Here is a 15435-nt window from a genome sequence, read left to right on the forward strand (position 1 = left end):
ACCATGAATACTACACACAACGAGCATGAGCGCATCTTGGTGGTGTACCCACATCCGGATGATGAAGCTTTCTCTGTATCAGGAACGTTAGCGAAGTACATAGATGGCGGTGCCCATGTAACCTATGCTTGTCTAACGCTTGGCGAGATGGGGCGCAACATGGGGATTCCTCCATTTGCCAACAGAGTGACACTGCCTGCCATCCGTAAACAGGAACTCATCGAAGCTTCTGAAGCGATTGGTATTCAGGACCTCAGGATGCTGGGTTTCCACGATAAAATGCTGGAGTTCGAAGACCCACAGTTACTGGAAGACACCATCATGGCGCTGCTCAAGGAACTGAACCCATCACTGGTCATTACGTTCTATCCAGGCTATAGTGTTCATCCCGATCATGATGCAACGGGAGCCGCTGTTATACGTACAATCGCTAAACTTCCTGTGGATGAGCGTCCGATTGTTCACTGCGTTGCGTTTGCTAATAATCAGGAACAGTACATTGGAAAGCCGGATGTATTCGTTGACGTAACTGAATTCTTGGATAGAAAGATGGCGTCCATCCGTGCCCATCGTTCACAATTCCAGGCAGCGGAGCTTGTCGGAAATTCTGAGCTGAATGATGAAGAAATTAAAAAACGTTTTGGTAAAGAAACATTTTGGACCTATCCATTTGAATAATATAATTACGTAGAAGTCGCCTATATGGCGGCTTTTTTTGTTTGACATCACAATATAGACACAAAAATGTAGGGTCTATAGCCTGATTGAGCTATATGGAAAAAATATCGTTTTAAGTACACTATGATCAGGATTGTGATAACGCTTCATTTATTGCGTTGCTTCAATGGATGAGGAACATGGAGGGTTGATTCGGAGTTGAAAGGAGGGATGGTGTGTACAACCAACGTATATTTGGGGTAACTGTAAGACCTGTTGAACACAATGCCACAGCAATGAGTATCTGCAACAAGGAGCTGGAATTGCGCAGGAAGTTACATGCGTAATCCTTGGGTGAAGTTAGGTACATTCGAGAGTCGTAGGAAGAGTCGGGTTCGGGGATTGGTTTTTCTAATCGGAATGATGATTGTCTTATTGTCTTTCCCGTATGGTACGGCCACGGCCGTCTCCGGAGAGCGGGATCTGATTCCGCTTCAGCCTATGATTGACCGTTCTGCGCCAGGAGAAGTCATTGTACTTGCATCAGGTCGATATTCAGGCCCTGTAACGATTGATAAGAACATCACCATTCAGGGTGATCCTACGGTCATAGTCGTGAATGAGGAAACCACTTCTACAATAACTATTCAGTCGGATGGGGTGAAGTTAAGCGGGTTTACGATTGAGCATAATGCGAATGAACAGACCGCAGCGATTCAGGTTGAAGGGAAAAACAGTGAGATCACCGATCTGCATATTCAGACCCAGGGTTATGGGATGATCATCCGGAATTCGAGTCATGCAACGATTCAGCGGAACAATGTTACTTGGGTCGGATCTGATTCTGCAACCAGCAGCCAGAAGGGCAATGGCATTGATCTGTACAACTCCCATGATAGCTACATTGAAGCCAATGAGATCACCGGCATGAGGGATGGAATCTATCTGGAGAACAGTCGCAAGTCTATCGTGCAAAACAACAGGCTGTTACATACAAGGTACGGCATCCACTGTATGTACATTGACGGCTCTTCTGTCATGGACAATACCGGAGAGGAGAACATGACAGGTGCCATGATTATGGGCGTCAAGAATACGGTTATATCAGGCAATTCTTTTCGCAAACAGAGTACGAATGTTCATTCCCAAGGGATTTTATTGTATGACGTACATCAATCCTCTGTTCACAACAATGTAGTGGAGGGTAATCGTGTTGGGATGAATATTGCAGAATCATCAGGTAATGAGATTCGTGGAAATGCGGTGCTTCGGAATTTTGTTGGCATCCAGCTGGTTCTGGCAGAGGCTAATGAGTTTACACGTAACCGAATGGTGTCTAATGTCATTGAAGCTTCCGCGCTGGATAGCCCGAATAATGTCTTGATGGAGAATTACTGGGATTCCTTTCAGGGACTCGATCTGAATGGGGATGGGATCAGTGAAGTTTCCTATGCCATCAATCCTTTTTATGAGCAACTGGTCAGTCGAAATTCAGCGTATCAGCTCTTTTTTCAATCGCCGGGTATGGTCTTTCTGAGTGAGTTGTTTACAGAAGGCAGAGAACAATGGACTACCGACAAGTCGCCACGCATGAGCATGGATACGGAATCTGATCTGAACATGTCTGTGGAAAGTGCAGCAGGTTCCAATGTGGTGTGGATACTCGGGTTAGTTCTGTTGGGAATGGCGACTTTTATAATCATCTATATGGGGGTATTACGAAAATGAACAAAAGCTTGAACAGAAGATGGACATTGGTCATGGTACTTATGTTTGGCATGGTATTGTTAACCGCTTGCGGAACAAAATACGCGGCATTGCCGATCAATGAAGACGTGGATATCTGTGCGATCTGTAAAATGCAGGTGAAGGACGATGCGTATGCAACGCAGCTCACTACGAAAGACGGCCAAAATTACAAGTTTGATGACATCGGGTGCATGAACCAGTGGAAAACGGAAAATGGCACGGACAACATCGGCATGGACTATGTTCGTGATTATAATGACAAGGAATGGATTGAATACAGCAAAGCCACGTATGTATACGATGCTTCATTGCGTACGCCTATGGCTTATGGAATTCTTAACTTTAAGGACAAGCCTTCGGCTGAAGCTTTCATTGCAGAGCAAGGTGTGGGAACCCTTATGACCGCTGAGGATCTTGCCTCTCATGACTGGAAACAGAATACAGAGAATATGGACATGATGGGTGAACATGGGCATGATGAGCACGGACATAGTGAAGAAGGAGACGGTAATGAGATGCATCAGGAAGGTGAGATGAAAGAAGAGTCAGGCCACTAGGAATGACAATAGAAAATGGTGATCAATGATGTCAGATATGATACAGATTGCAAGACGAGAAGTGAAAATGGGATTTCGCAATCCTTGGGCGTATTCGTTTCTGATCCTTTTTTGCACCTTTAGCTTAAGCTTGTTACTCCTGAATTCGCAGAATCTGGTTGAAGGGTATTCGGGCACAACAGGTTCGATGTTGAATCTCATTCTTTACCTTTTACCATTAATGACGCTATTCCTCGGTTCCTTCTCACTAACATCCGAAAAGGAAGACGGTAGCTGGCAACTGCTGTCCACGTATCCCATTGGCACGATGTCCTTTATTGTTGGGAAGTACCTTGGGCTGTCGATTGTCTTAATTACCATTGTTGCGTTTGGATACGGCCTGATGGGGCTCATTAGCGGGTTAATCGGGAATCCACTGGATGTCATGACCTACCTTCTCTTTCTGGCATTTTCTTGTGGACTGGTGTTGTTATTCCTGACGCTGGCGCTATTTATCGGTTCGTTGTCGCGCAATCGGTGGCAGGCGTTAACCATATCCGTGACCGTATGGTTCTTCGCTGTCATTGGATGGCCGACATTATTGCTTTCTGTGCTGGGACTTATGCCTTATTTGTGGGTGAAACCGCTGTTGATTGTACTAACGCTCATCAATCCGGCGGAGCTGGTGCGATTGTTTGTAGTCATCAAACTGGGAGGCGGCTCCATTCTTGGACCAGAATATTATCGATGGGTGGAGTGGGTGCAGCAACCAAGTGGCAGTTGGATCTTCATCGGGATATGCCTATTCTGGATTGCCTTCTCTGTCCTGGCGGTCTATGCGATCTGGGAGAGGGGGCGTTCTCATGGATAAGGTGGGACTCGAAGTGATAGGATTGTGCAAATCCATTAAAAAGCAACCAATTGTTGAGGATATCTCCTTTCGCATTACTTCAGGCCAAGTGCTTGCCCTCTGTGGAGGGAATGGTGCAGGAAAGAGCACGGTGCTGCGTATGATCGCAGGAATTCTTCGGCCTACCTCGGGTGAGGTTGCGGTGAACAATGTGCGATGGTTGAAGGAGCGCAAGTGTTATTCAGAGCAGATTGGATATATGCCGGACGATTATCAATTTAATCAAGGACTGAGTGCGGAGGAAATGCTTCTGTTCTGGGCTTCTCTGAGGAAAGTTCCCAAGGAGAGAGTACAGGAAGTGCTAACCATGGTAGGCTTGGAGGATCAAAAGAAAAACCGGGTCACGACCTTCTCTAAAGGCATGCGCCAACGTGTGTTATTCGCTCAAGCTGTCCTGTCGAAACCTCCACTGCTCATTATGGATGAGCCAACGAATGGATTGGACCCATTCTGGATACAGGAATTAACTCAGCTGCTCAAGGGGATCAAACAGGAAGGCCACATGGTCGTGTTCTCGACCCATCAGCTGGAGATTGCAGACGACATTGCGGATCAGGTAATATTCATGAACCATGGTCGGAATGTGGGAGAGGGTTCCACCCATGACTTTCGTGATCAATTCGGTTCGCTCCATGCAGCATTTCATCAAAGTCTTGGCTTAAAGTGAAGGTGAGTTTATTGCAGAAGAAGATGAAGAGGTTTAATAACAGACATATACTTACAATACTGATTGGCTTGGTTGCGTTGTTCACAGGTGTATGGGCCGTTTTTGAAAATATGTCGACACCCGAGTCTCAGCGAGGCAACGCTATTCAAGCAGGTGCAAAAGCCCCTCAGTTCACAGCGGTTAATTCAGCAGGCGAACAAGTCAGCCTGTCCGATTATCGGGGGAAAGCCGTCATGATTAACTTTTGGGCTTCATGGTGCACACCCTGTGTAAGGGAGATGCCGCTCGTTCATCAGATCGCTCAGGACTATCAGAACGATGTGGAAACCCTTTTTGTTAACGTGGGGGAATCGAAGGGAACGATTCGTGAGTTTATGGATAAGCAGGCGTTTGATTTTCCGGTGATCATTGACGTGACAGGCAATATATCAGGCATGTATCGGATTACAGGTTTACCGGCAACGATGGTTATTGATAAGGACGGGGAGTTCCGTCATATATTGCTCGGTGAACTGACCGAAGATACACCGTTGCAGCAATGGCTGGAAGAGAGTATCTAGTCGTAAGCGTTGGATGGTGAGAAAAGAGGTAGGAACGCCCGAGATCGCCCATGTTACAAGTGAAATGAATGTACGTTAAAAGTAACTACAAAAAGTAACCAGATAAAAAGCCGGACACCCATTTAACGAAGGGGTGTCCGGCTTTGCTTTTTGAAGTTATGCTGCTTCGCAGCCGATTACAATACAGCAGCTGAAGCGTGATTGGTACGAGCGATTCTAGTTGCGTCAACCATGTTACGCAGGGAAGCAACCGTTTCTTCCTGTCCACGGGTTTTCAATCCGCAGTCCGGGTTAATCCAGAACAGCTTCGGATCAAGAACACGCAGGGCACGTTCAATCATGCTGCTCATTTCATCCACACTCGGAACTCGTGGGCTATGGATGTCATATACGCCAAGACCGATACCGAGCTCATACGTATTTTCTTCAAAGCTGTGAATCAGTTCACCGTGACTACGGGATGTCTCAATGGAGATAACATCTGCATCCATAGCTTCGATGGAATCAATCATGTCATGGAATTCGCAATAACACATATGTGTATGAATTTGAGTCGTTTCATGCACCGTGCACGTGGAGATGCGGAACGCTTTGACTGCCCAAGCCAGGTAATCGGCTTGTTCATTTTCTTTCAGCGGAAGCCCTTCGCGAACAGCCGGCTCGTCAACCTGGATCATGCCAATGCCTGCCTGTTCAAGTGCCTCGACTTCCTGTCTCAACGCATACGCCAATTGATAGGCAATCTGCTCACGAGCAATGTCTTCGCGTACGAATGACCAGTTCATGATGGTAATTGGGCCAGTCAGCATGCCTTTGACAGGACGCTCAGTCTGCGATTGGGCATATTTCGTTTCTTCCACCGTCATTTCACCAGTAAATGCAACATCGCCGAAGATGATAGGTGGCTTCACGCAACGTGAACCGTACGATTGTACCCAGCCAAACTGTGTAAAGGCAAAGCCGGCCAGTTTCTCGCCAAAGAATTCAACCATGTCCGTACGCTCAAACTCACCATGCACCAACACGTCAATTCCGATCTCTTCCTGAATTTTAATCCAGATATCAATCTGCTCCCGGATGAAGGCAGCATACTGTTCGTTGTTCAACTCACCTTTACGCCACAACTGACGTGCTTTTCTGACTTCAGCAGATTGTGGGAAACTACCAATCGTTGTTGTCGGGAAGAGTGGCAATTGCCATTTGGCCTGTTGGGCTTCATGACGCTCTGCAAAAGGACGGGAGCGCTCTGGCTGTTGAACACTGATGGAAGCAACGGCTTTCTGTACAGCGGTGCGGTTCCGATCTTCGGATTGCTGAAGCGCCTGAAGAGGAAGCTCTGCTTCGTTAATTTTAGCGGTAATCTCTGCGCTTGGTGAAGATAAGGCTGTAGTCAAAAGAACAATCTCATCCAGCTTTTCATCTGCAAATGCGAGGGCATTCTTCAGTTCGGATGTAAGTTTTGCCTCACGTTCTGTCGTAACAGGCACATGCAGCAGGCTGCATGACGATTGCACGATGATACGTTCAGGCGTCACGAACTCAGTCAATTCATTCAGCAAATTCAGTTTTGATTGAAGGGAAGCTTTCCAGATCCCACGTCCATCAATAATACCTGCACCGAGCACTTTGTCTGCCGGGAAACCGGATGTCCGAATAGATTGTGTGTTACCAGAGAGTCCGTGTACAAAATCAAGTCCTACACCTTGAACTGGCAGTGCAACAATATCGTTGTAGTTTTCGACAGATTCAAAGTACGTTTGCAGCATGATATTCAGGCCTGGAACGGCTGCTGCAAATGTCTCATATATTTTATTCAGACGCTGTACGTCTTCATTGCTTAATTTAGTTACCAGACTAGGCTCGTCGATCTGCACCCACTGAACGCCTTCACTCGCAAGTTCCTGAAGCAATTGAGTGTAGAGTGGAAGCAAGCGGTCCAGCCAAGCGTCTGTCTCGGATTTATCATAGCCTTTGGAGAGCTTCAGGAAGGTTAACGGTCCAACGATAACCGGCTTGCCTTCAATGCCGAGTTTTTCTTTTGCTTCACGATAAGCGAGAAGTGGTTTGTTCTCCGTCAGAGTTGGGGAAGCCCCGTCCAGTTCAGGTACAATGTAGTGATAGTTCGTGTTGAACCATTTTGTCATTTCACTTGCTGCAGCATCTTTCGTTCCCCGGGCAATACCATAATATACGGACAACGGAACGGAACCACCATCATAAGCAAATCGTTTAGGGATAATGCCGAACATCACAGCCGTATCCAGGATATGATCATAATAGCTGAAATCATTCACCGGAATGATGTCGATGCCTTTCGCTTGCTGCTTGCGTAAATGATCTATGCGGATCTCTTGCAAACGTGCGTGAAATTCGTTTTCCTCCAGCTTACCTGCCCAGAACGCTTCCAACGCTTTCTTCCATTCCCGATCAGCACCAATACGCGGATATCCCAATACACTACTTTTCGTCATCGTTTAAAACCCCTCTGCTTTTATGTTACACAAAATTTATCACAGATTCGGAGTTATAATGTAATTCCATTAAATTATACCTAGTTATAGCCTAGGGCTATATCAAAAGAGATCATTACGTTTGAAATAGTCCCCACTAATGTTACAATGGTGAACTACGTTCATACGAATGATTGAAAGGAAGGCGGTACGCATGAATCTGTATCACATTCAGTCCAACGTGCACGGAATCAACAGAGTAGCATCATTTCTGGAGGATAATTATATTGGAATCGCTTGGTCGGGTACAGGGGATCTGGAGCACACGCCCCCTGAGCGATGGAAGGAACAGCTGGTTCAGAACGATAGCTTGGATGAAGCAGAATTGGCGAGCACACTCGCGACACTACATATGTTTGCTAACCTCATGCAGGATGGAGATTATGTATTAATTAGCGATGACGAATGGACGTATGTTGGGGATATCGGGGATTATTATTACGACGATTCCGCTGGCACAGAAAACGACTTGATCTGTCACCGTCGCGGAGTTACATGGTTGGGACGCATTCCTCTCGCTGAGCTGAATGACAAAGTGCAGACACTGCAAAATGACTCATCTATCCTTGCAAAGTTTGAGTATCCCATATCACAAGCACAGCTGGATCGCGGACTTGCAGTCAGCGTAGCGGCTGAAGCAACCAACCCTCCCTCAACAGTGGTAGATGAAGCCACGATTCAAACAGCTCTCCATGTGCTGAGAGAAGCGTTGCACAGTGAAGAAGAAGAGCTGCGAATTCGTGCGGCTACAGCCATTTTACAGTTTACAAAACAATAAACCCTTAACTAGCCCTGAGATCTGTTCATTCACATTCACATGACTTCGTCCACCGTGGTAACAAATCACAGATGAAATGTCGAATTCCATATACTTTTTCAAGGAGCAACGAGCCGTCTCGATATCTAGTGTGGTAGGACTATGAACGCCGCCGAGTATGCCGTCGACACTGTACATTGAATCTCCAGCGATGAGCGTTTTGCTAGCCATCAAATAAAGACTAATATGACCTGGCGTATGACCAGGTGTATGAATAACGCGAATACCGCCGCAAAACGGTAGTTCCTGACCATCAGTGACCGTTTCATCAACTTTTTCCTTTGGAGGGTGCTCAAGGTGAGCGTCTTTGAGAAGAGGGAGCTGCCCCTCAATATATGGCTTATCCAGTTCATGTGCATATACCCTGACATGATCACCACACTCCTGCAAAATCTCTGGAAGACAGCCGATATGGTCCACATCCTGATGCGTCAAAATGACTGCCTTAAGTTGGCCGATCGGCACGCCGGCCTTTTCGAGTTCGGTACATAAATCGTCATATTGTCCAGGGAAACCGGCATCTATTAACACAGCCATTTTTTCATCCCATATCAGAACAGGGTGAATTATATTCCCATTAAAATCAAGCTGAAGCATTTGTATACCCTTTGAAATTTTCATCATACCAGACCTCCGAGAGATAAAATTCATATACATCGTTGCTCATTACATTTCTTATGTAAACGAATAGAGACGACGATAAGATACGCTCGGGTACTTATAGAAATATTCAATGTATGAGGGAATTGACGCTTGATGTTGGGAATGATAATTTATATATATCAAAAAAACCAATAAGTCCAATAAGATAAAGGGGGTATGTGGGATGACACATATCGTGCGTGCAGCAGCTGAAGATATTCGAAGCGAGGATTCACTGCAATTGATCAAGGAGCTGAGCGAAGAACTTGGTTTGTTATATGGCGGTGATGGAACAGCGGGATTTCAACTGTCAGACGTTGAAGTGCCACGTGCGGCCTTTATCGTTGCCAGAATCGACGGGTATCCGGTTGGTTGCGGAGCACTTAGACCCCTTGATGAAACATCTGTAGAGGTTAAACGCATGTATACTCGCAGTGGCTACCGACGTAAGGGGATTGCACAGGCTATTTTGACCGAGGCAGATCGTCTTGCAAGCGAACTTGGATACACCAATCTAAAACTGCAAACTGGTCCCCTGCAACCAGAAGCAGCCGCGCTGTATGAACGCGTAGGCTATTATCGAATCCCTATTTTTAGTGGCAATTGGGACAGAGTGTTGGCCTACCAGAAAGACTTGGTGCATGAAAAAGTATAACTCTACGAATTTAAAAGTAAGAAAGTCGCCGATTGGCGACTTTTTTGCGCTTTAACATGCCTATTTTTATCTGAAAATATATAGACAAACGCGTTCAATCCGTTGCGGTATTCATGATCGAAATGATCGAAGGGTCTTGATGTTGGGCGCCCCATTCACATAATCCTTCCAATACGGGCAATAATCTTTCAGCTTTAGCTGTCAGTCGGTACTCAACTTTAGGAGGGACTTGGGGGTACTCTTTCCGCTCCACCATACCATCGGCTTCCAATTCTTTGAGCTGTGAACTTAATGTTCTATACGTAATCGCGCCGATCTGCCTTTTTAGCTCATTGAAGCGGACAGGTGGGTTTTCTGCCAGAAGGTACATAATCACCATTTTCCATTTGCCACCAATAACGGACAACGTATATCCAAAAGGGGTATCTTGAATATTTTTAACTTTACCGTGGTATTCAGCCATACTCATCATTTAAACTATCCTTTCGGCTAGTACCTATCTATAAAGTACATACTCTACTAAAGTTCTGATTGCGTTCAGTTTATATTAAACTTACATTGAAGTAAAGGAAAGCAAAGTGAAGTATTCTGTATGAATGAAGAGCATTCTGAGCAAACGAATTTTGTAAACATAGCTAGTGCTAAATGTATTCCCAGATTCATTAGAATATATCAGGATACTGATATAACGAGTCAAAATATAGGAAGATTACAGATAAAAATATCAATATTATTATATGGGTGGTTCGATGAGAAGCAGAAATTAAACAAACTGAGGAGAGACACCCCGATGGTCACGTTATTGTTAATCATTATCTATCTCGCATTTATAGGGCTGGGATTGCCAGATGCTTTACTTGGCAGTGCCTGGTCCGTTATGAAAAACGATATACATGCGACAACAGAAATGGCTGGTTACATATCGCTAATCATTTCATTTAGTACAGTAGTGTCCAGTCTCTCAGCCAGCCGATTATTACACCGATTCGGAACAGGTAAAGTCACACTATTCAGCATCCTCTCAACAACGGTCGCGCTGTTTGGATTCTCGATCTCGGAGAATTTTGTGTTTTTACTGATTCTGGCGATCCCTCTCGGTCTGGGTGCAGGGTCGGTGGATGCGGCACTAAGTAATTATGTAGCATTGCATTTCAAAGCCAAGCATATGAACTGGTTGCATTGTTTCTGGGGAATTGGCGCGGTGACAGGCCCACTCGTTATGGCATATTGGCTGAATCAAGCGAACAACTGGCGTGCAGGATACGTCACTGTAGGGTTGATTTTGCTTGGGATCGCGATGATCTTATTGTCAACGTTGTCTCTGTGGAAGATCTTCGAGAAGGGAAGAGTAGAGGAATCAGGCGATGAGGAGAAACGGGTGAGCAACCGTGAGGCTATACGCATACCCGGCGTGAAAATGTCGATGCTGGCCATGCTTTGTTACAATGGTTCCGAGACTGCAGCCGGTCTGTGGATGGCGTCTTTCTTCATCGGAAGCAAGGGGGTTTCCCCAGGCACTGCCGCAGCACTATCATCCCTATTTTTCATTGGCATCATCTTGGGACGTGTGATCTCAGGTTTTCTTTCGACTCATGTATCCAGCAAAATTCTCATCAGGTATGGTGGAATCGTTGGATGCTTCGGGCTGGTTATCCTGGTTATGCCGATTCCGTATTGGATTGCCGCAGGGGCTTTATTCATCGTGGGATTGGGCGGAGCACCGATCTATCCAAGTATCGTTCATGCGACACCGGAACGCTTCGGAGAGAAGGCATCCCCAAGTGTAATTGGACTCGAAATGGCCAGTGCCTATACAGGTTCAACACTCATCCCGTTAGGTATGGGGCTCATTGCAAGCCAATGGGGAATGTCCATGGTACCCCTGATCTTGCTGATTCTGTTCAGTGTCATGTTCGCGGCTACAGAGCTTGTTAACAGAAGCAATAAGGCTACGCGCCTGACCTTCTAGCTCTTGCTGTAGGTCATTAAGGCTCTGCCACTATACAACAAAGGAACAACCATTGCTGGTTGTTCCTTTGTTGTATAGACTTTTTTTATAAGAAGATCAGTAACAATGTACCTGCGGCAAAACAATAATACGAAAAGTATTTCAGGTTGCCTTTGGCCATAATGCCCATAAACCATCTCATGGAGAAATAGGTGACGAAGAGCGTCGTGATGAATGCGATCAGGTAAGGGATAGCCAGCTGTGATCGATTCGGATCATTGGCAATGTCGGATACCCCCATGATGAGTCCACCAATACTTATGGGAATGTACAGCATAAAGGAGAACTTCAAAGCCGTTTCCTGTTTCATACCGACAGCGATGGACGCAATTACAGTTGCCCCTGAGCGGCTAATGCCCGGAATAAGAGCGACCGCCTGAGCCAGACCTACCAACAATGCATCTTTCGTAGAAAGATCACCATCTTGCTTACGACCACGAAGATTGCGAATCAGCCACAAGGCAACCCCGGTGATCAATAGTGCAATGGAAACGGTATATACGGACGAGAAGATTTCTTCAATCCGATCCTTGAACAGGACCGCAACGACTGCAGCAGGAATCGTACCAATAATTATGTATAAGCAAAACATGAAGTCTGCTCGATATTCTTCTTTACGAGTACGAAGGTAACCAAGTGCACCAATAATCAACTTTTTGATATCTTCCCGGAAAATAAAAATAATAGCGATAAGCGATGCCGTGTTTGTTAAAATCTCAAATGACAATCCATTCTGCTTGATGCCCATAAGTTTCTGAGCGATGATCAGATGACCGCTTGAGGAGACGGGGATTGGCTCCGTCGCACCTTGAACAATACCTAAAAACAAATACTTTAACCACAATATAATCTCTTCCATGTTTTCCTCCTTGAATACGTTTCATTGGCTTTTCAAAACTCTCTCTTATAAAAAAAGTGAATGGTTTACTCTATTGATGATAGCTGTTTAACTTAGTGACTTGCAAGTTAGAGTTCATAGAGGGGTGAAATAAACATAGCTTGTCAAATCCTGCATAGCATGATATCGTTGATAACGATTATCAATATCAACGAAGAGGTGGGTTTATTTTGCATAAACAGAGAAAACCAATATGGATCATGATGGCACTCATATTGTTGCTTGTACTTAGTGCATGTGGTCAGGCTACCACGACGAATAGTACAGCCGGGGACAATACGAATGCAGCTGCAGAGACAGAAATCAAGACGGACTCGGATTCAGCTTCTTCCACTGATGAAGCGGCAACTGGCGAAGAGGAACTCGTTACATATCAATCGGATGCGGGAGAAGTACAGGTACCCAAAAATCCTAAACGAATCATTGATTTGACGTCGTTCTCGACGGGGTACTTTGTTGCCCTGGATGCACCGGTAATCGGCGCTTTATCCGGAGCGATGAACAACAAGTATATCAAGGACCAACTTGCAGCGGCGGGCACCAGCGATCTGGGCGAAGAGCCTACCCCGGAGAAGCTAATCAGCTTAAAACCGGATCTCTTTATCGTGTATACTGGCACAGAGGGCATCGATAAACTGGAGCAGATTGCACCTGTCGTACAGATTACATTTGGTAAGCGCGATTTCAAGGATCTCATGCTCGAGATGGGTAAGCTCACCAATAGAGAAGACGCAGCTAAAGCTTGGAATGCTAAATGGCAAGCGAAGATCAATGAACTGAAGCCTCAGGTTCAGGAAGCTGTAGGTGATCGTACGGTTTCCATCCTGAATCCGTACGCCAAAGGATTATTTGTATTCGGTCATAACTATGGTCGAGGCGGTGAGATTATTTACGGAGAGTTTGGTCTCAAGGCACCAGCCAAAGCCCAAGCTGAAGCAATTGACAGCGGTACTGGGTGGGCTTCGATCTCCATGGAACTATTACCTGAGTATTCGGGTGATATCATCTTCACCAGCCCGTGGTCGGGAGATACAACCGATCCCAAGATCGTGTATGATAATACATTATGGAAGAACTTGCCTGCGGTGAAGGCAAATCATGTGTTCCAGCTTGACCCGACTTCAGATTCGTACAATGATCCGTTAACGTTGGAAGGTCAGTTGCAGTTTATTTCCGATAGCCTGCTTTCGGCGAAATAAGATAGAATTGTATAAATGGTAGTACTGGAGCATTTCCAAGCGTCGTTCCAAGACGGGGAAATGCTCTTTTTTATGAGCGAGTTATTTTATATAGTCGATTATGTATGGATTTTGACCAATTTAATTAAGCTTGATACAATAAGATAACGGTAGAAATACATTTAATATCAAGTGGGGTGATCTAGATTGCAACAAAAAAGTGAACGTTTGAATGTATGGTTGTCTTTGTCTAACATTCATACCCATCTGAACGAGAAGTTGGAACAAGCCCTGCTTCAAGAATATAACTTATCTTTGAAGGAATTTTATGTTTTAAACTTTATATTTAATGCCGAGGGTAAGGAATTACGCCTACAGCAACTACAAGAACTGGTGGGGTTGAGCCAAAGTGCTACATCCAGGCTTGTCGTAAGGATGGAAGCCAAAGACTGTGGAGCTCTGGAAAGACATACATGTGAAGATGATCGGCGTGGCATTTACACTCGTATTACGGAGCTTGGGGAGAATAAATACAAGAAAGCACTCCAAACATTTAATCAGGTCTTGCACACCGAATTGGAACAGGATGGATTTGAGACTCGATTAGAGAACCTCACGAAAGAATTGTTCTAAGGCTAGGGTGAATATAGGGTAATGTATTAATTTACCCTATAGGAAGACTTGACACTCTTTAATATATCCGTTAAATTAAATGCATGCGCATGCTTTTAATGAAGATGCGGTGATTCATTTATAAGGAGGCATTGAATATGAAGGTGTTCGTCGTGGGATCTAATGGACAAATTGGTCAACAGCTTATCCAGCTTTTGAAGAATAGTGAAGAGCACACCGTTCTTGCCATGGTACGAAAACAAGAACAGGCAGACCAATTGGCAACACAGGGTGTGGAAACGGTGCTTGCCGACTTGGAAGGTACGGTTGACTCGATTGCGGATGCTGCAATGGGTAGTGATGCAATCGTATTTGCAGCCGGATCTGGCGGTACAACGGGGCATGACAAAACACTCCTGATCGATCTGGATGGTGCCGGGAAAACGATTGAAGCGGCTCAAAAAGCAGGTATTGATCGATTTATCATGGTCAGTGCAATTCAGGCCAATAACCGTGCAAACTGGCATGATAATATCCTGCCGTACTATGCAGCGAAGCACTATGCTGACAAAGTGTTGGAACTTAGCGGATTAACCTATACAATTATACGTCCAGGTATTTTAAAGAATGAACCAGGAACCGGAAAGATATCTGCTGCTGAGAATATCACATCCGGTAACATTGCTCGTGAAGACGTAGCTCAAGTGATTATGGCGAGTTTGAGTGAGAAGAATACCTATAATCGTTCATTTGATCTAATTGCTGGTGAGATTGCAATACCTGAGGCACTGAGTAGAATCTGATCCAGAATGAAAGATTCTACGATATCAGTAGAGTTAAGAGAGGACTATAAATGATGGGATTCATGTTGTTGTCCTTCATATTAGTTTTTTTCATCGCTGTTCGTTCATTTTGGCCGCTGCCTAATCTTAAACATATAGAATATCAAGAATTTCTCAGACAACAGAGTGCGTATCGGCAATATAAGGTGATCGATATCCGAGATGCAACAGATTATTGGGCTGATCCTACTCCG

Annotated in this window: 16 protein-coding genes; 12 read left to right on the top strand and 4 right to left on the bottom strand. The window is 45.2% G+C overall.

The genetic code is table 11. From position 1 onward, the window contains the following. Positions 1 to 3: 3 nt before the first annotated feature. The 6 genes from bshB2 (at position 4) to MHI06_RS14300 (ending at position 5079) form a co-directional block, all read left to right on the top strand. A complete protein-coding gene (bshB2, locus tag MHI06_RS14275; protein WP_169479504.1) occupies positions 4 to 678 on the top strand; it encodes a bacillithiol biosynthesis deacetylase BshB2 in 675 nt (224 codons plus the stop codon). Positions 679 to 996: 318 nt separating this feature from the next. Further along, complete coding sequence (locus MHI06_RS14280; protein ID WP_340401922.1) at positions 997 to 2385, top strand: NosD domain-containing protein; 1389 nt, start codon at positions 997 to 999, stop codon at positions 2383 to 2385. Beyond that, on the top strand, positions 2382 to 2963 hold the full coding sequence (locus tag MHI06_RS14285; protein WP_340401923.1) for a nitrous oxide reductase accessory protein NosL: 582 nt from the start codon (positions 2382 to 2384) through the stop codon (positions 2961 to 2963). Before MHI06_RS14280 ends, MHI06_RS14285 begins: the two co-directional genes overlap by 4 nt. Positions 2964 to 2991: 28 nt before the next feature. Continuing rightward, on the top strand, positions 2992 to 3813 hold the full coding sequence (locus tag MHI06_RS14290) for an ABC transporter permease (protein ID WP_169479502.1): 822 nt from the start codon (positions 2992 to 2994) through the stop codon (positions 3811 to 3813). Beyond that, complete coding sequence (locus MHI06_RS14295) at positions 3806 to 4519, top strand: ABC transporter ATP-binding protein (RefSeq protein WP_340401924.1); 714 nt, start codon at positions 3806 to 3808, stop codon at positions 4517 to 4519. Before MHI06_RS14290 ends, MHI06_RS14295 begins: the two co-directional genes overlap by 8 nt. A 2-nt stretch (positions 4520 to 4521) precedes the next feature. Then, complete coding sequence (locus MHI06_RS14300) at positions 4522 to 5079, top strand: redoxin domain-containing protein (RefSeq protein WP_340401925.1); 558 nt, start codon at positions 4522 to 4524, stop codon at positions 5077 to 5079. Positions 5080 to 5255: 176 nt separating this feature from the next. Here the strand turns inward: MHI06_RS14300 and metE are convergent, their stop codons facing one another. Further along, positions 5256 to 7550 (bottom strand): 5-methyltetrahydropteroyltriglutamate--homocysteine S-methyltransferase, encoded by a 2295-nt coding sequence (metE, locus tag MHI06_RS14305; RefSeq protein ID WP_340401926.1) that lies wholly within the window; start codon positions 7548 to 7550, stop codon positions 5256 to 5258. A 193-nt stretch (positions 7551 to 7743) separates the two neighbouring features. On the opposite strand from metE, the gene MHI06_RS14310 reads away from it, so the two are divergent. Further along, positions 7744 to 8367 (top strand): hypothetical protein, encoded by a 624-nt coding sequence (locus tag MHI06_RS14310; RefSeq protein ID WP_340401927.1) that lies wholly within the window; start codon positions 7744 to 7746, stop codon positions 8365 to 8367. Here MHI06_RS14310 and MHI06_RS14315 read toward each other — a convergent pair. After that, positions 8347 to 9027 carry an MBL fold metallo-hydrolase gene (locus MHI06_RS14315; protein ID WP_340402115.1) on the bottom strand — a complete coding sequence of 227 codons (681 nt, stop codon included), beginning with the start codon at positions 9025 to 9027 and terminating at the stop codon, positions 8347 to 8349. The two genes, MHI06_RS14310 and MHI06_RS14315, sit on opposite strands and share 21 nt — an antisense overlap. Positions 9028 to 9232: 205 nt before the next feature. Between MHI06_RS14315 and MHI06_RS14320 the strand changes: the two genes are divergently transcribed. Continuing rightward, positions 9233 to 9703 carry a GNAT family N-acetyltransferase gene (locus MHI06_RS14320; protein WP_169479496.1) on the top strand — a complete coding sequence of 157 codons (471 nt, stop codon included), beginning with the start codon at positions 9233 to 9235 and terminating at the stop codon, positions 9701 to 9703. Positions 9704 to 9797: 94 nt separating this feature from the next. On the opposite strand, the gene MHI06_RS14325 is transcribed toward MHI06_RS14320, so the two are convergent. Next, positions 9798 to 10172, bottom strand: a complete 375-nt coding sequence (locus tag MHI06_RS14325; protein WP_340402116.1) for a helix-turn-helix domain-containing protein — start codon at positions 10170 to 10172, stop codon at positions 9798 to 9800. 321 nt (positions 10173 to 10493) lie between these two features. Here MHI06_RS14325 and MHI06_RS14330 point away from each other — a divergent pair, with 321 nt between their 5' ends. Continuing rightward, on the top strand, positions 10494 to 11672 hold the full coding sequence (locus tag MHI06_RS14330) for an MFS transporter (protein WP_340401928.1): 1179 nt from the start codon (positions 10494 to 10496) through the stop codon (positions 11670 to 11672). An 85-nt stretch (positions 11673 to 11757) separates the two neighbouring features. On the opposite strand, the gene MHI06_RS14335 is transcribed toward MHI06_RS14330, so the two are convergent. Then, the gene (locus tag MHI06_RS14335; RefSeq protein WP_036608062.1) at positions 11758 to 12570 is read right to left on the bottom strand and encodes an undecaprenyl-diphosphate phosphatase; all 813 of its coding nucleotides are present in this window, start codon (positions 12568 to 12570) and stop codon (positions 11758 to 11760) included. Between the two features lie 209 nt (positions 12571 to 12779). On the opposite strand from MHI06_RS14335, the gene MHI06_RS14340 reads away from it, so the two are divergent. The 3 genes from MHI06_RS14340 (at position 12780) to MHI06_RS14350 (ending at position 15202) form a co-directional block, all read left to right on the top strand. Continuing rightward, complete coding sequence (locus MHI06_RS14340; protein ID WP_340401929.1) at positions 12780 to 13808, top strand: ABC transporter substrate-binding protein; 1029 nt, start codon at positions 12780 to 12782, stop codon at positions 13806 to 13808. Between the two features lie 186 nt (positions 13809 to 13994). Further along, the gene (locus MHI06_RS14345) at positions 13995 to 14420 is read left to right on the top strand and encodes a MarR family transcriptional regulator (protein ID WP_340401930.1); all 426 of its coding nucleotides are present in this window, start codon (positions 13995 to 13997) and stop codon (positions 14418 to 14420) included. Between the two features lie 137 nt (positions 14421 to 14557). Continuing rightward, positions 14558 to 15202: an SDR family oxidoreductase gene (locus MHI06_RS14350; RefSeq protein ID WP_340401931.1), complete on the top strand. Its 645-nt coding sequence runs from the start codon at positions 14558 to 14560 to the stop codon at positions 15200 to 15202. The last annotated feature ends 233 nt before the right edge of the window (positions 15203 to 15435 follow it).

This window comes from Paenibacillus sp. FSL H8-0079 (assembly GCF_037991315.1).
Taxonomy (GTDB): domain Bacteria; phylum Bacillota; class Bacilli; order Paenibacillales; family Paenibacillaceae; genus Paenibacillus.

What these genes read in the sequence shown, in the direction of transcription:
- MHI06_RS14330 (WP_340401928.1), top strand. Translation starts at nt 10,494, where the DNA reads ATGGTCACGTTATTGTTAATCATTATCTATCTCGCATTTATAGGGCTG.
- MHI06_RS14335 (WP_036608062.1), bottom strand. Translation starts at nt 12,570, where the DNA reads ATGGAAGAGATTATATTGTGGTTAAAGTATTTGTTTTTAGGTATTGTT.
- MHI06_RS14310 (WP_340401927.1), top strand. Translation starts at nt 7,744, where the DNA reads ATGAATCTGTATCACATTCAGTCCAACGTGCACGGAATCAACAGAGTA.
- metE (WP_340401926.1), bottom strand. Translation starts at nt 7,550, where the DNA reads ATGACGAAAAGTAGTGTATTGGGATATCCGCGTATTGGTGCTGATCGG.
- MHI06_RS14315 (WP_340402115.1), bottom strand. Translation starts at nt 9,027, where the DNA reads ATGAAAATTTCAAAGGGTATACAAATGCTTCAGCTTGATTTTAATGGG.
- MHI06_RS14325 (WP_340402116.1), bottom strand. Translation starts at nt 10,172, where the DNA reads ATGAGTATGGCTGAATACCACGGTAAAGTTAAAAATATTCAAGATACC.
- MHI06_RS14285 (WP_340401923.1), top strand. Translation starts at nt 2,382, where the DNA reads ATGAACAAAAGCTTGAACAGAAGATGGACATTGGTCATGGTACTTATG.
- MHI06_RS14350 (WP_340401931.1), top strand. Translation starts at nt 14,558, where the DNA reads ATGAAGGTGTTCGTCGTGGGATCTAATGGACAAATTGGTCAACAGCTT.
- MHI06_RS14290 (WP_169479502.1), top strand. Translation starts at nt 2,992, where the DNA reads ATGTCAGATATGATACAGATTGCAAGACGAGAAGTGAAAATGGGATTT.
- MHI06_RS14280 (WP_340401922.1), top strand. Translation starts at nt 997, where the DNA reads ATGCGTAATCCTTGGGTGAAGTTAGGTACATTCGAGAGTCGTAGGAAG.
- MHI06_RS14320 (WP_169479496.1), top strand. Translation starts at nt 9,233, where the DNA reads ATGACACATATCGTGCGTGCAGCAGCTGAAGATATTCGAAGCGAGGAT.
- bshB2 (WP_169479504.1), top strand. Translation starts at nt 4, where the DNA reads ATGAATACTACACACAACGAGCATGAGCGCATCTTGGTGGTGTACCCA.
- MHI06_RS14295 (WP_340401924.1), top strand. Translation starts at nt 3,806, where the DNA reads ATGGATAAGGTGGGACTCGAAGTGATAGGATTGTGCAAATCCATTAAA.